The organism is Acidovorax sp. WCS2018Noco2-16, from assembly GCF_031843945.1.
GTDB lineage: Bacteria > Pseudomonadota > Gammaproteobacteria > Burkholderiales > Burkholderiaceae_C > Paracidovorax.
This window is the reverse complement of sequence record NZ_JAVTJJ010000019.1, coordinates 1-13,137: the sequence shown is the minus strand read 5'-3', so window position 1 is coordinate 13,137 and position 13,137 is coordinate 1. Positions and strand designations below refer to the sequence as shown.

Genomic DNA, 13,137 nt, shown 5'->3' with positions numbered 1-13,137 from the left:
CTGCCAATCCAAAGGCATCGTTCGCGATGCCTTTTTTTCGACAATTTTTGCCTGGAGACAAGAACCATGAGCTACATCGCCCCCGTCAAGGACATGCTGTTCGCCATCGAGCACCTCGCTGGCATCGAGCAGGTCGCGCAACTGCCCGGCTATGAAGAAGCCGGCCTGGAGACGGCCCAGGCCGTGCTGGAAGAGTGCGCGAACTTCACCGAGGGCGTGGTGGCGCCGCTGAATGTGGAGGGCGACCGCAATCCTTCGAGCTTCAAGGACGGCGTGGTCACCACGACGCCCGGCTTCAAGGAAGCGTTTCGCCAATACGCCGAAGGCGGCTGGCAGGGTTTGCAGCACCCGGTGGATTTTGGCGGCCAGGGCCTGCCCAAGACCATCGGCGCGGCCTGCAGCGAGATGCTCAACAGCGCCAACATGAGCTTTGCGCTGTGCCCGCTGCTGACCGATGGCGCCATCGAGGCGCTGATCACCGCGGGCAGCGATGCGCTCAAGACCACCTATCTCGAAAAGCTGGTCACCGGCGAGTGGACCGGCACCATGAACCTGACCGAACCCCAGGCCGGCAGCGACCTGGCGCTGGTGCGCACGCGCGCCGAACCGCAGGGCGACGGCAGCTACAAGGTCTTTGGCACGAAGATCTTCATCACCTACGGCGAGCACGACATGGCGGAGAACATCGTGCACCTGGTGCTGGCCCGCGTGGCCGGCGCGCCGCAAGGGGTCAAGGGCATCAGCCTGTTCGTGGTGCCGAAGTTCCTGGTCAATGCCGATGGCTCCTTGGGCGAGCGCAACGACGCGCATTGCGTGTCCATCGAACACAAGCTGGGCATCAAGGCATCGCCCACCGCCGTGCTGCAGTTTGGCGACCATGGAGGCGCCGTCGGTTACTTGGTGGGCGAAGAAAACCGCGGCCTGGAATACATGTTCATCATGATGAACGCCGCGCGCTACGCCGTGGGCCTGCAGGGCATCGCCATTGCCGAGCGGGCCTATCAGAAGGCCGTGGCCTACGCCAAAGACCGCGTGCAGAGCCGCCCGGTGGATGGCAGTTTGCCTGGCAGCGCGCCCATCATTCACCACCCCGACGTGCGCCGCATGCTGATGACGATGCGCGCCTTCACCGAAGGCTGCCGCGCCATGGCGACCACGGCCGCAGCCGCGTACGACGCGTCGCACCACCATGCCGATGCCGAGGTGCGCAAGGACAACGCCGCGTTCTATGAGTTCATGGTGCCGCTGGTCAAGGGCTACAGCACCGAGATGAGCCTGGAAGTCACCAGCCTGGGCGTGCAGGTGCACGGCGGCATGGGCTTCATTGAGGAAACCGGGGCAGCGCAGTACTACCGCGACGCGAAGATTCTGACCATCTACGAAGGCACCACGGCCATTCAGGCCAACGACCTGGTGGGCCGCAAGACGGCCCGCGACGGCGGCCGCACTGCCCACGCCATCGCGGCGCAGATCGAGAAGACCGAAGCAGAGCTGATTGCCAGCGGCAGCGACGATGCGCAGGCCGTGGCGCGCCGGCTGAAGGACGCCCGCGAGGCATTCACCCAGGTGGTGGACTTCGTCGCGGGCCACACCAAGTCCGACCCCAACGCAGTGTTTGCTGGCAGCGTGCCGTACCTGATGCTGGCGGGCAACCTGGTGGCCGGCTGGCAAATGGGCCGCGCGCTGCTGGCAGCCCAGGCGCTGTTGCCCAAGGGACAGGACCAGGCCTTTCTGCAGGCCAAGATCGTCACCGCACGGTTCTATGCCGACCACCTGCTGGTGCGCGCCGGCGGCCTGCGCGACGCCATCGTCGAAGGCGCTGCCAGCGTGACGGCGCTGCCGCTGGAGGCGTTCTGAATTCTCAGAATCCAGAACCAAAAGCTGATTGCTATTGAATCAATAGCTGCTAGCGCTTATGTGTCAAGCGCTGCAGCCTGATTTTGCTTGAATGACAACTACACCAGGAGACCTCATGTCCCGTCTGCCGCCCGCGCTGCAAAAGCTTTCGTTGCCCGTCATCGGGTCGCCCCTGTTCATCATCAGCAACCCGCAGCTGGTCATCGCGCAGTGCAAGTCCGGCATCGTCGGATCGATGCCCGCGCTGAATGCCCGGCCGGCCGAATTGCTGGACGACTGGCTGGCCGAGATCACCGAAGCGCTGGCCGCGCACGACCGCGCCCACCCCGAGAGTCCCGCCGCACCCTTCGCCATCAACCAGATCGTGCACAAGAGCAATGACCGGCTGGAGCACGACATGCAGGTGTGCGCAAAGTACAAGGTGCCGATCGTCATCACGTCGCTGGGCGCGCGCGAAGACGTCAACCAGGCCGTGCACAGCTGGGGTGGCGTGGTGCTGCACGACATCATCAACAACAAATTTGCGCACAAGGCCATTGAGAAGGGCGCCGACGGCCTGATCGCCGTGGCGGCCGGCGCGGGTGGGCACGCGGGCGTCAAGAGCCCGTTCGCGCTGATCCAGGAGATCCGCCAGTGGTTCGACGGCCCGGTGGCGCTGTCGGGCTCCATCGCCTCGGGCGGTGCCATTCTGGCTGCGCAGGCCATGGGCGCCGACTTCGCCTACATCGGCTCGGCCTTCATCGCCACGCATGAAGCGCGCGCGCAAGAGGCCTACAAGCAGGCCATCGTGCAGAGCAATTCGGACGACATCGTCTACAGCAACCTCTTTACCGGCGTGCATGGCAACTACCTGGCCCCGTCGATTCGCGCGGCCGGTCTGGACCCGGACAACCTGCCCGTGTCCGACCCGAGCGCGATGAACTTCGGCGGCGGCGCGCAGAAAGCCTGGAAGGACATCTGGGGCTGCGGCCAGGGCATTGGCGCCATCGACCGCATCACCGGTGCGGGCGAGTTGGTGGAGCGGCTGCGCAGCGAATACCAGGCTGCGCGTGCCCGCCTGGCCATTTCTTGATCAAAATGGCCTCCAGCGCTCATCAGTAAAGCGCTTGTAGCTATTACAATAATAGCAATCTGACTGGGGCATGCCCAGACACGGCGCGGCGCTCTACAGCACCGCGCCGTTTTTGCGTGCGCCAAACCAACCAAGACGTTCTCAAGACGCACTGCCGCAGCCCGCTCCAGCTTTCCATGTCCACTGCCAACCGCAATCACCAGATCGACACGATCAAGGGCCTGGCCTGTGCCGCCATCGTCTGGCACCACCTGGCGTTCTATGGGCCCATGTCCGACATCGCCCAACCGCTGGCGCCCGGGCTGATGGCGGGCCTGAGCCACTACGGCCGCATGGCCGTACAGGTGTTTCTGGTGCTGGGCGGCTACCTGGCCGCGGCCAGCCTGGCCCCGGCGGGTATGGCGCGGTTCGACGCGGCAGGTGTGCAGATCGGCCGGCGCTTCGTGCGGCTGGTGGTGCCTTATGTCGTCGCGCTGGTGGTGGCCGTGCTGGCGGCGGCGGTGGTGCGCCCGTGGATGGGCGCGCACCCTTCGGTGCCCGGCGAGCCCAGCCTGCCGCAGTTGCTGGCGCATGCGGTGCTGCTGCACGACGTGCTGGGCGAAGAGGCGTTGTCTGCGGGCGTGTGGTACGTGGCCATCGACTTTCAGCTCTTCGCATCGGCGGTGCTGCTGTTTGCGGCTGCGCGCCGGTTCGCGGGCTCACCGGCGCGTGCGGCCTGGGTGGCGCGTGCGCTGGTGGTGGGCGCCACGGCCGTGTCGCTCTGGGTATTCAACCGCCAGGCGGAGCTGGACGTGTGGGCCGTCTATTTCTGGGGGGCTTACGGCCTGGGCATGCTCGCTTGCTGGGGCGCGCGGTCGCAGCGGCATGGCGCGCTCTGGCTGGCCGTCATTGCCGTGCTGGGCGCGGTAGCGCTTTGGCTGGACTTCCGCGACCGTATTGCACTGGCATGGGCCAGCGCCATGGGCCTGGCCGTGCTCATGCGCGCGCCTCAGCCGGCGGCCATGGCGCAATGGCGGCTGGTTCGGCATGCCGAAGCCGCATTGCAGGCGCTGGGGCGCATGGCGTACTCGGTGTTTCTGGTGCACTTTCCGGTCTGCCTGGTGGTGAACGCAGTGGTCAGCTACGCGGCCCCGCAGTCACCCGTGTGGAACGCCGCCGGAATGCTGCTGGCCTTCGGCCTGTCGGTGGCCGCCGGGCGTCTGCTGTATCTGCGCGTGGAATCGCGCATGCCTTCGTGGACCCTGGCGGTGCGCTGGCAGGCAGGCTTCGTAGGACTCGGGTGGGCGGTGATCTGGGCGGGTGGCGTGCTGGGCTGATGGTGGGCTGATGGTGGGCGCCGCCCGGCGACCCCTCATTGGACCGAGAATATACTGTGCTTTTAAACAGTATTTTGGCCAGTCATATCCACTATGTCCGAGGTGCGCATTCCGGTCGCCGCCATCAAAGGCCGCGGCATTGCCACGCCCCTGGCGCATCGCTTCGCCCGCGACGTGCGCGGTGCGTTCGACGATGGCTGGGGCACGCAGGAAGAAGCCCATGCCGAGAGCGAAGCGGCCGCTCCACCAGCCACCCAGGTCATTCTGGAAACAGCGCGCAGCGCGCTTTGCAGCAACGATTCGCCCGACATCTTCTTCGAGCAATCGGTCAATCCGTACCGCGGCTGCGAGCACGGCTGCGTCTATTGCTATGCCCGCCCCACGCACAGCTACCTGAACCTGTCGCCCGGGCTCGACTTCGAGACCCGCATCATCGCCAAGCACAACATTGCCGAAGTGCTGCGCGCCGAACTCGCCCGCCCCTCGCACGTGCCCCACGCCGTCAACATCGGCTCGGCCACCGACTGCTACCAGCCGGTGGAGCGCGAGCTGCGGCTCACCCGCGCGCTGATCGAGGTGATGGCCGAGGCGCGCCACCCGTTCTCCCTCATCACCAAGTCCAGCGGGGTGGAGCGCGACCTGGATCTGCTCGCGCCGCTGGCGCAAAGCGGGCTGGCCGCTGCGTACGTGACCATCACCACGCTGGACGCACGCCTGGCCCGCGTGCTGGAGCCCCGCGCCGCCGCGCCCCACCGGCGCCTGCGCACCATCCGCGCGCTGGCTGACGCCGGCGTGCCGGTAGGCGTGAGCGTGGCACCGCAGATTCCCTTTCTGAACGAAGACATGGAGCAGGTGCTGGAGGCCGCACGCGACGCGGGCGCCACGTCTGCCTTCTACACCGTGGTGCGCCTGCCGTGGGAGCTGAACCCGCTGATGCGCGACTGGCTGCAACTGCACTACCCGCAGCGTGCCGCGCGCGTGCTGGCCCGCATTCAAGACCTGCACGGCCTGGATGACGCAGCCCGCAACGCAGGCAAGGCCTACAGCGCAGACCGCGACAGCCGCATGAAAGGCACGGGCCTGTGGGCCGACCTGCTGCGCCAGCGCTTTACCACTGCCTGCCGGCGCCTGGGCCTGAACCGCCAGCGCGTGGAGCTGGACACGTCGCAGTACCGGCCGGCGCTGGCGCGGGGGCAGGGCTGCCTGTTTTAGCTGCTGAGGGCTGCCGTCATTGGCCCAGCGGCCGTGATGGGCGGCTGGGTACGAGGTGGCTGCGGATGAAACCGTCCGCAGGCAGCCTTGCTGCGGCTTGGTTAGTCACCCAGGGACGGAGCTAAGCATGCGCGGTTGCCGCCACTTTTCTTCGACTGGTACATCGCTTCGTCGGCGTGTACCAGCAGGCGGTGCTCTTCATCGCCGTGCTCGGGGTAGATGGAGATGCCGATGCTGGGCAGGATGTACAGGCGGTGGCCCTCCAGGTCGAACGCCTGGCCGAATGCGGCGAGGATCTTGTCGGCGGTGTGGGTGGCTTGCTCGGCCCGTTGGCAGCCTTCGATCAGCACCACGAATTCGTCGCCGCCCAGCCGGGCCACCGTGTCGGAGGTACGCACGCAATCCAGCAGGCGCTGCGCCACGCGCTGCAGCAGCAGGTCGCCCATGGCATGGCCCAGGGTGTCGTTCACGTTCTTGAAGCGGTCCAGGTCTATGAACAGCAGCGACAGCAGCTCCTGGTCGCGCTGCGCCCGCGCCAGCGCGGTCTTGAGCCGGTCCAGGAACAGCTGGCGGTTGGGCAGGCGGGTGAGCTGGTCGTACTGCGCCGAGTGCCGCAGGCACTCGAGCATCTGCTTGCGTTCAACGGCCGCCGCCACCTGGGTGGAAACGAATTGCAGCAGCTCCTTGTCCTTTTCGGTATAGCGCGCCGTATCGGAATACCCCTGCAGCACCAGCACGCCCAGTGCGCCGTTGGGGGTCTGCAGCGGCACGCCCAGCCACGAATGGGGCTGCGGTGCGGGTGCCACACACGCCGGCCGGTGCGCCGTCAGCCGGGCGCGGGTTTCAGGGTCAAGCAGCACGGTGGTGCCGGCGCGGATCACCTCGGCGTACAGCGGCGCTTCGGCCAGCGGCAAGCAAGGCGGGGCCGGGTGGTGCACGTCGACGTGGTAGGGAAAGCTCAGGGTCTGCGCCGAGGCGTCGTACAGCGCCACGGAAAAATGGGTGGCCGGCAGCAGCAGGCCGATGATGTGGTGAATGCGCTCGAACAGCGACTCCAGCGTCTGCTCGGTGTGCGCCGCCTCCGAGATGCCGTAGATGGCCGCCTGCAGTGCTTCGGTGGACTTGCGTTCGGTGATGTCGTGCGCCACGGCCAGGCGCACGTTGGGTTCCTCGAGCCGGCGTGCCGTCCAGCGGATGTGGGCGATGCGCCCGTCCTTGCGAACGTAGCGGTTCTCGAAGTGAAGCTGGAGTTGGCCGGAGGTGACGCAGCGCGCCTGCTCCTCGGTGACGGGCAGGTCTTCGGGATGCACCATGTCGAGCATGCGTTTGCCTATCACCTCCTGCGGTGTATAGCCAAAGATGCGTTCAAAGGCGGCACTGACGAAGACGATGGTGCTGTCCGGTTCGACGACACACACTGCGTCGAGCAGCAGATCCACGATGTTCAGGGGCGAAATGCGTTGCATTGGGGGCAGAAGGTGGATCGTCCCATTGTGCCGCCATGTCATGACGTACGCAGTCAAGTGCCGGTGCGAGTAAGGCTTGCGGGTGCCGGTGACGATGGAAAGGTGAAGGTGGCTGCCATGCGCCTTCGCCCAAAGCGCAGCGAACGCACGTGCGCGGAGTCCGCTCTGGTGAAGGCTTGCCATCCCGTCATGTGCTTGTGTGAGGCCCAGCGCGCGCCGCTGTATTGCAGCCCACATCGGTGCATCGCGGTGTCCAGGCGGGTGCATCCTGCCGGCCTTCCTACAAACTGCGTTCGGTGCGCCGCAAAACGCAATTCGGTGCCGCTGCGTGGTCGTCGATCAGCGCACGTCGCGTACGCGCGCCTCCTAAGCTTTGGGTCTTCGCTTGTCCACCTGTTGGGTCGGGCACGTCGGTGATTCCCGTTTTCTTCCTTTCAGGAGTTGCTCCATGGCATTGCGTGATTTCAAGGTACTCACTTTCGACGTCGTCGGCACGCTCATCGATTTTGAAGGCGGCATGCTCGCCTATCTGCGCCAGGCGGCGCCGGGCCATGCGGTCATCGACGACGCCTTTCTAGGCGCGTATCGGGCGGCCCGCAAGCAGCACGGCACCGGCTGGTACCCGGACGACCTGGAGCGGTGCTGGCACGTGGTGGCCCAGGCGCTCCACCTGCCCGACAGCGACGCACTGGCGTGCGGACTGCGCGATTCAGTGGCGCAGTGGCCCGCCTTCCCGGACTCGGTGGCCGCGCTGCAGCGGCTGCGCAAGCACTTCAAGCTGGTCACCATGACCAATGCCCAGTCGTGGGCGCTGGCGCATTTCGACAAGACGCTGGGCTCGCCCTTCGACCTGCTGCTGAGCTGCGACGAATCACTGTGCAAAAAGCCCGACGCGCGCTACTTCGCCTATGCCCGGGGCCGCTACGAAGGCGCCTGGGGATTTAGGCAGGCCGACAATCTGCACGTGGCGCAAAGCCAGTACCACGACATCGGCATCGCCCGTCAGCTGGGCATTGCCAGCTGCTGGATCGAACGGCGGCACGGCATGAAGGACTCGGGCGGCACCATCGAATCCGAGCACACCGTGCCCGACTATCACTTTCACACGCTGGCCCAGCTGGCCGACGCGGTGGAGGCCGGCCAATGAGCCTGGCCAGCCCAGCCTGCCCGCAGGCCCTGCAAGGCCTGGACAGCATCGCCCGGCCGGTGGCCGACTTGCTGCCCGAACCCGCGCGCGAGGTCGGTGTCCACACAGGCCATGTGCAGGCCCATCACCTGCGTCTTTTGCGCTGCCAGTTCGCTGCGCAGGGCATTGGTCAGCAACCAGGCCGCCGACTTGCTGGCCGAGTACGCGGCCAGCTCACCACCATTGACCCACGATGCGACCGACAGCACGTTGAGCAGCGCGCCACCGCCGTTGGCCCGCAGCACCGGGGCAAAAGCCTTGCTCACGCGCAGCACGCCGAAGAAGTTGGTCTTGAAGATGCGGCGCGCCACGGCTTCGCTGTCTTCCGCCAGAAAGCCGCCTGGCTGGGCGATGCCGGCGTTGTTGATGACCAGCGTGACATCGGTTGCCAGCGCGGTGGCGGCGGCCACGTCGGCAGGGTTGTTGACGTCGAGCCGCACGGGCCGCACGCCGGCCAAGGTGATGGTCGACGGGTCGCGGGCGGCCGCCTAGACCTTGCGGGCACCGCGCGCCAGCAGCTCGCGCGCAAATGCCAGGCCGATGCCGCGATTGGCGCTGGCGATGAGAACGACGGCGTTCTCAATCTTCATGGAGCAGCTCTAGTGGTAAGGAGATGGGTCGGGTGGAAAGGGAGAAGAGGCGGAAGAGGGGCGGCGCGCTCAACGCACTTTGATGACGACCTTGCCTTTGGCGCGGCCTGCTTCGACATACGCCAGGGCCTCGTTGGTGGCATCGAACGGGAACACCCGGTCGATCACCGGGCGGATGGCGCCGGCTTCGATGAGGGGCGTGATCTCGCGCAACTGGCCGCCGCTCGCCCGCATGAAGAGGAACGCGTAGCCGACGCCTCGGCCGCGTGCCCTGCGCCGCACGCCAGCGCTCAGCAGCCGCAGAACGAGCCTGACGAATCCGGGCGCATCGATGGCCTTGCCGAAGGCCGGGTCGGGCGGCCCCGAGATGGAAATGAGCTGGCCGCCGGGCCGCAGCACCCGCAGTGACTTGTCGAGCGTCTTGCCATCCTGGCTGTTCAGCACCACGTCGTAGTCCCGCAAGGCGGCTTCGAAGTCTTGCGTCTTGTAGTCGACCACCACGTCGGCACCCAGGCTTTTGACGAGCGCCAGATTGCTGGTGCCCGCCGTCGTGGCCACGGTGGCGCCCAGGTGCTTGGCCAGCTGAATGGCGAAAGTGCCCACGCCGCCGGAGCCGGCCTGGATGAAGACCTTCTGGCCCGGCTGCAGACGGGCTTTCTCGACCAGCGCCTGCCAGGCCGTCAGCCCGACCAGGGGAATGGAGGCCGCCTCTTCCATCGTGAGGTTGCGAGGCTTGGGCGCCAGCGAAGACTCCTTGACCGCAATGAACTCGGCGAAGGCCCCGATCCGCAGATCGTCCGCTCGCCCATAGACCTGGTCGCCCGGTTTGAACTGCTGCACGCGCGGGCCCACCTGGGTCACGACGCCCGCCACGTCATGCCCCAGGATGAGCGGCATGCGGTAGGGCAGGATGAGCTTGAACTCGCCACTGCGGATCTTGGCGTCCAGCAGGTTCACGCCGGCGGCATGCACTTGGACCAGGATTTCGTCGTCGCGCAGTTCAGGGGTCGGTACGGCGCCTGGCTGCAGCGCGCGCTGCTTGCCATAGCGCTCGAGCACGAATGCTTTCATGGTGTTTCCTTGTGCTGGGATTGCGGTCTGAACGGGCGATTCATGGAGCCTTTGTCTCGCCGACGTCTTGATGGATTGGAATGATGATCGTCATATGTGAAGGCGAGCGGATGGGCTAGGCAGTTGCGCCAGGTTTCAATGTCTCGGCGAGGTGAGGTGGGTGAGCGCGGCTTCGCGCAGGCTGTCCGACAAGGCGGGGTCGTCGACCGCCCGTGCCAGCACCAGGGCGCCGACCATGGTGGAGAGGGCGTTCAGCGCCTGCTGGTGCGCTTCGGGCCGGCCCCAATCCGGCGACTGGCGGGCGATCAGGTCGACCACTTCCTTGATGTGGCGGGTAGTCACGCGGCGCACTTCAGCGGCCTGGCGCGGGGTTTCTGATCCCAGCGCAGCCAGCGGGCAGCCGCCTTCGGCGTGGTTTTGGTGGTCTCTGGAAAGATAGGCCGCCAGCATGGCCGCCAGCGCTTGGTCAGCCGGCACCTGGGCCACGACGTCGGCTGCGGCGGCGGCGGATTCGGCACAGGCCCGCCCGGCCGCTTCGGCCAGCATGGCCTCGCGCGATGCGAAGTGGGCATAGAAGGCGCCATGCGTCAGGCCGGCCTCCTTCATGATGTCTGCCACCCCTGTGCCGTCGTAGCCGCTGCGGCGGATCACCCGGGCAGCGACGGCCACGATGCGCTCGTGCGTCGCGTCCTTGGCTGTAGCCCTGGCGGTAGTCTTGCTTTTTTGCATGATGGTCATCATACAGAATTGCATCAGGAATGTGGGCCCGCCTTCCTGATGCTTGCCGCTTGCACCATCCGGCCGCTGGGGGTAGGGATATGGGTGAAATCAGCCTCCAGCGCTTATCTGTTAAGCGTCTTTAGCTATTATTTATATAGCAGTGGTGCAGCAGCCGCCAAGGCGGCGCGAATGCGCCGCTGCATGGGTGTGCGTCGCGGCGCTCGCTTAGGCGATTCGGTAAAGCCCGCGTTCGGCTTCCAGCACGCAGCCCGCATGAATCAGCCGCTTGACCGCGATGCCGATGGAGCCGAGCGGAATGCCCGCGCCGCGTGCGATGGCGGCATGCGTCAGGGCAGTCCACACATCCGGCTTCAACGACCGTTGCAGATAGGTCAGCACCTTCTCGTCGTTCTTGCTCAGGCGCAGATCCGCTCCGGCACGTGCCAGCTTGGGCTGCTGTGCGGCTTGCTGCGCAGTGGACGAGCGCTTGACCACAGCGTCCTGGGCCGAGTCAGGGTTCTGCGTGGGTTGGCTGGCCTCGCGGCGGGGCCGTGATGCAGCCGAGGGGCTCAGGGGCAAGGCTGCCAGTACCTGGTCTGTAGGCGTGTCGGCAGAGGCCGCCGCCACGTAGATGGCGCGCAACTGCTCATCGAGCGCCTGCAATTCCTGCGCGAGCCGAGCGACCGTACGCAGTTGCGCGTAGGCCCGGTCGGACTCCGGGCTGAACGGAGCGCTGGCTACCGCATGCACGACGCCTTCGGCGTGCGAGCGGACGTCTTGCGCGACGGCCTGCTGTGCGGCGTATAGGGATTCGCCGGCTTGTTGCAATAGAGAAAGGGTGGAGCGGTTGAGCATGGGTGGAACGGTGTTCAAAAACGAGCAGTAGGGCAAAAGAAAAACTGCAGGAATGGTGCCATATCTCTTACGACGACCTGACAGCCCTTCGAATCGGAAATGTCTTCGCTTAATGTTTCAGATGTAGCAAAATGTTATTTTTATGCATTCATCGAATCGAGCGACTACATGGCGGAACGGCTCAGGCGAGACAGTGGGAACGGCGTCATGGCTCGGCTTGCGCTGGTGCCGTGGTGGGCTGGCCTGGGCATTGCCGTGCTCAGCCATGCGTTGCTGCATCGCCTTGCCACCGGCGGTCAGGTCCCTCGGAGCGGTTGGCAGGAGCTGGCTATGGCCGGTCAATATGTGCTGCCCGCCCTGTGCCTGGCCGTAGCGGTGCTGTCTGCCTTGCGTAGCGATCGCACCGGCAGCCCTGACGATGGCGCGAGCCGTGATGTGGACAAGGTGCTGCAAGGCGTGACGGCGCAGTCGTTCGCACTGCAGGTGGCTGACGGCTTCCGGCGTCGCGGCTATGCAGTGCACCCGTGCGAAGAGGGCGGTGCAGCCGGTGCTGCCGATTGGGTGGTGGTGCGCCAGGGTGAACGGTCGCTGGTGCAATGCGCGCACTGGAAAGACTCCGAGGTCGATGAGCCGGTAGTGCGGGCCCTGCACGCAGCCATGGCCGAGCAGTCGGCTCAGGGTGGCTTCGTGGTCACGGCGGGGCGCTTCACGCAGCAGACCATTGCTTTTGCCAGCGGCAGAAAAATCCGGTTGATCGACGGCGCTGCACTGGTGCAGCTGCTGCGCGAAACGGGTGACACCACCCGCGCTCGCAGCAGCGCTGCCAAAAGATAGAACGCTCAAAGATCTGGAGAATCATCCAGGCTCAAGCCACTTTCTGGCCTGCTGCGGCGAAAAGCGCGCAATGTCGTAGTGCTCCAGCGGAATCGACGTGCTGCCGGTGGCCATGAGTTCTGCCATGGTTTCGCCCACACCCGGGCTGATGGCAAAGCCTTCGCCGCAGAAGCCGAATGCGTAGTGCAGCCCGGGCACCCGGGCGCTGGGGCCCATCACCGGCTGCCAGTCGCTGATGTAGCCTTCAATACCGCTCCAGACGCGAATCAACTGCACGTTGCCGAAGGCGGGCACGAAGCGCCGCAATTCACGCAGCTGGCGCAGCACGTTGTCGGGCTTGACGTAGGCGCGGATCTGATCGGCATGCGCAGGGCCCTTGAGCCCGCCGCCGAAGACGATGTTGCCGCGTGCGATCTGGCGAAAGTACAGCTGCGCTTCGTCTGCGTGGTGCTGCTGCTCGCCGGCCTGAGCTTTCTGGGGCTGGGCATTCAGCCGCCGGTGGCCCCGAAGTCATGCTCGACAAGCAGCACATCGACATCCTTACCGCCCGCTTCGTGCTGCAGCCCGGGCGCTTTGACGTGGTGGCTGCCACCAACCTGTTCGGCGACATCCTCTCCGACTTGGGGCCTGCCATCACCGGCACCATCGGCCTGGCGCCCTCAGCCAACCTGAACCCCGAACGCACGTTGCCCAGCCTGTTCGAGCCCGTGCACGGATCGGCACCGGACATCTACGGCAAGAACATCGCCAACCCGATTGCGATGATCTGGTCGGGCGCGCTGATGCTGGACTTCCTCACGCAAGGCCAGGGCGCGGGGCGCCAGGCGCATGACGCCATCGTGGCGGCCATCGAAGAGGTCATCAAGACGGGGCCGAAGACACCGGACTTAGGGGGCCCGGCCAACACCACGCAGGTGGGTGAGGCCATTGCGGCGCGCATTGCTGCCGGCTGAACTCA

At 66.0% G+C, this 13,137-nt stretch carries 10 protein-coding genes and 3 pseudogenes; 7 read left to right on the top strand and 6 right to left on the bottom strand.

Features of this window, described 5'->3' with window-relative positions; all coding sequences use genetic code 11:
* The first annotated feature begins 66 nt into the window (after nucleotides 1-66).
* The 4 genes from RQI28_RS19555 (at nucleotide 67) to RQI28_RS19540 (ending at nucleotide 5,457) form a co-directional block, all read left to right on the top strand.
* Nucleotides 67-1,857 (top strand): acyl-CoA dehydrogenase, encoded by a 1,791-nt coding sequence (locus tag RQI28_RS19555; protein WP_311224330.1) that lies wholly within the window; start codon nucleotides 67-69, stop codon nucleotides 1,855-1,857.
* A 115-nt stretch (nucleotides 1,858-1,972) separates the two neighbouring features.
* Nucleotides 1,973-2,929 carry a nitronate monooxygenase family protein gene (locus tag RQI28_RS19550; protein WP_311224331.1) on the top strand — a complete coding sequence of 319 codons (957 nt, stop codon included), beginning with the start codon at nucleotides 1,973-1,975 and terminating at the stop codon, nucleotides 2,927-2,929.
* 176 nt (nucleotides 2,930-3,105) lie between these two features.
* Complete coding sequence (locus tag RQI28_RS19545) at nucleotides 3,106-4,245, top strand: acyltransferase (RefSeq protein ID WP_311224332.1); 1,140 nt, start codon at nucleotides 3,106-3,108, stop codon at nucleotides 4,243-4,245.
* 93 nt (nucleotides 4,246-4,338) lie between these two features.
* The gene (locus tag RQI28_RS19540) at nucleotides 4,339-5,457 is read left to right on the top strand and encodes a PA0069 family radical SAM protein (RefSeq protein WP_311224333.1); all 1,119 of its coding nucleotides are present in this window, start codon (nucleotides 4,339-4,341) and stop codon (nucleotides 5,455-5,457) included.
* 101 nt (nucleotides 5,458-5,558) lie between these two features.
* On the opposite strand, the gene RQI28_RS19535 is transcribed toward RQI28_RS19540, so the two are convergent.
* The gene (locus tag RQI28_RS19535; RefSeq protein ID WP_311224334.1) at nucleotides 5,559-6,923 is read right to left on the bottom strand and encodes a diguanylate cyclase domain-containing protein; all 1,365 of its coding nucleotides are present in this window, start codon (nucleotides 6,921-6,923) and stop codon (nucleotides 5,559-5,561) included.
* A gap of 448 nt (nucleotides 6,924-7,371) precedes the next feature.
* On the opposite strand from RQI28_RS19535, the gene RQI28_RS19530 reads away from it, so the two are divergent.
* On the top strand, nucleotides 7,372-8,070 hold the full coding sequence (locus RQI28_RS19530; protein WP_311224335.1) for an HAD-IA family hydrolase: 699 nt from the start codon (nucleotides 7,372-7,374) through the stop codon (nucleotides 8,068-8,070).
* On the opposite strand, the pseudogene RQI28_RS19525 reads toward RQI28_RS19530, so the two are convergent.
* From RQI28_RS19525 to RQI28_RS19510, 4 genes and pseudogenes are all read right to left on the bottom strand, one after another.
* A pseudogene (locus RQI28_RS19525) lies at nucleotides 8,025-8,699 on the bottom strand (SDR family oxidoreductase). The gene RQI28_RS19530 and the pseudogene RQI28_RS19525 overlap by 46 nt on opposite strands.
* 69 nt (nucleotides 8,700-8,768) lie before the next feature.
* Nucleotides 8,769-9,770, bottom strand: a complete 1,002-nt coding sequence (locus tag RQI28_RS19520; RefSeq protein ID WP_311224336.1) for an NADP-dependent oxidoreductase — start codon at nucleotides 9,768-9,770, stop codon at nucleotides 8,769-8,771.
* A 135-nt stretch (nucleotides 9,771-9,905) separates the two neighbouring features.
* On the bottom strand, nucleotides 9,906-10,511 hold the full coding sequence (locus tag RQI28_RS19515) for a TetR/AcrR family transcriptional regulator (protein ID WP_311224337.1): 606 nt from the start codon (nucleotides 10,509-10,511) through the stop codon (nucleotides 9,906-9,908).
* Between the two features lie 204 nt (nucleotides 10,512-10,715).
* On the bottom strand, nucleotides 10,716-11,345 hold the full coding sequence (locus RQI28_RS19510; protein WP_311224338.1) for a hypothetical protein: 630 nt from the start codon (nucleotides 11,343-11,345) through the stop codon (nucleotides 10,716-10,718).
* 207 nt (nucleotides 11,346-11,552) lie between these two features.
* Between RQI28_RS19510 and RQI28_RS19505 the strand changes: the two genes are divergently transcribed.
* A complete protein-coding gene (locus tag RQI28_RS19505; RefSeq protein WP_311224339.1) occupies nucleotides 11,553-12,179 on the top strand; it encodes a restriction endonuclease in 627 nt (208 codons plus the stop codon).
* Nucleotides 12,180-12,200: 21 nt separating this feature from the next.
* Here the strand turns inward: RQI28_RS19505 and RQI28_RS19500 are convergent.
* A pseudogene (locus RQI28_RS19500) lies at nucleotides 12,201-12,608 on the bottom strand (NAD(P)/FAD-dependent oxidoreductase); the annotation flags it as partial.
* Nucleotides 12,609-12,673: 65 nt separating this feature from the next.
* Here RQI28_RS19500 and RQI28_RS19490 point away from each other — a divergent pair.
* Nucleotides 12,674-13,132: pseudogene (locus RQI28_RS19490) on the top strand (isocitrate/isopropylmalate family dehydrogenase); the annotation flags it as partial.
* Between the last annotated feature and the right edge of the window lie 5 nt (nucleotides 13,133-13,137).